This window comes from Klebsiella sp. 4_1_44FAA (genome assembly GCF_000238715.1).
Taxonomy (GTDB): domain Bacteria; phylum Pseudomonadota; class Gammaproteobacteria; order Enterobacterales; family Enterobacteriaceae; genus Klebsiella; species Klebsiella pneumoniae.
This window is the reverse complement of the sequence record NZ_JH414837.1, coordinates 1-1,254: the sequence shown is the minus strand read 5'-3', so window position 1 is coordinate 1,254 and position 1,254 is coordinate 1. Positions and strand designations below refer to the sequence as shown.

The 1,254-nt window shown below is 55.3% G+C and carries 1 protein-coding gene; it reads left to right on the top strand.

The window, feature by feature from the left end:
* Positions 1-63 precede the first annotated feature (63 nt).
* Positions 64-1,226, top strand: a protein-coding gene (locus HMPREF1024_RS00125; protein WP_087759146.1) for an IS3 family transposase whose coding sequence is annotated in 2 segments (ribosomal slippage) — positions 64-325 and positions 325-1,226 — 1,164 coding nt in all. Because the reading frame shifts where the segments join, the coding sequence is not laid out codon by codon here.
* Positions 1,227-1,254: the final 28 nt, after the last annotated feature.

The following is a 1,254-nucleotide window of genomic DNA, read 5'->3' as shown; positions in this document are numbered from 1 at the left end:
ATCCTACCCGCGAATAGTGGACACGCGACTAAGTGAGTAAACTCCCAGACAGAGGTATCTCACATGACTAAATCAGCAACCGTAAGTAAGAAACCACGTAAACAGCATTCGCCTGAATTCCGCAGCGAAGCCCTGAAGCTTGCGGAGCGCATCGGCGTTGCCGCTGCCGCCCGGGAACTCAGCCTTTACGAGTCTCAGCTATATACCTGGCGCAGCAAATTACAGCAGCAGAAAACGTCTTCCGAACGGGAAAATGAGCTGGCCGCTGAAAATGCCCGCCTGAAGCGCCAGCTGGCAGAGCGTGACGAGGAGCTGGCTATCCTCCAAAAGGCCGCGACATACTTCGCAAAGCGCCTGAAATGAAGTATGTCTTCATCGAAAAACATCAGGCTGAGTTCAGCATTAAAGCCATGTGTCGGGTGCTGCGCGTGGCCCGCAGCGGCTGGTATGCCTGGCGTATCCGTCGCCTGCAGCTAAGCCCGCGTCAACAATTTCGCCGGCAATGTGACAAAGCGGTCAGTCAGGCCTTTCATCAGGCGAAACAGCGCTACGGCGCACCGCGCATTACTGATGAGCTGCGCGAACAGGGGGTGAAATACAACATCAAAACGGTAGCGGCCAGCCTGAAGCGGCAGGGGCTAAGGGCCAAAGCCGCGCGTAAGTTCAGTCCGGTGAGTTATAAGCCCCATAATCTGCCGGTATTCGATAATCTGCTGAATCAGGATTTCACCGCCAGCGCACCGAATCAGAAGTGGGTGCAGGACATCACCTACATTCGCACCGATGAGGGCTGGCTGTATCTTGCCGTGGTGATTGACCTGTGGTCCCGCGCGGTTATTGGCTGGTCGATGTCATCCCGAATGACGGCCCGGCTGGTATGCGATGCCCTGCAAATGGCGCTGTGGCGGCGTAAGCGGCCAAAAGGGGTTATAGCCCACAGCGACCGGGGTGGTCAGTACTGCTCAGCAGATTATCAGGCCCTGTTGAAGCAGCACGACCTTCGGGGCAGCATGAGTGCAAAAGGCTGCTGCTATGACAATGCCTGCGCGGAAAGCTTTTTCCACACGCTGAAGGTAGAGTGCATCCACGGTGAGCGTCTAATCAGTCGCGATGATATGCGTACGATGGTATTTAATTACATTGAGTGCGATTACAATCGCTGGCGTCGTCACAGTGCCTGTGGCGGCCTCAGCCCGGAACAATTTGAAAATCAGAATCTCGCTTAGGCGCGTGTCCATATTACGAGGAGAGGAT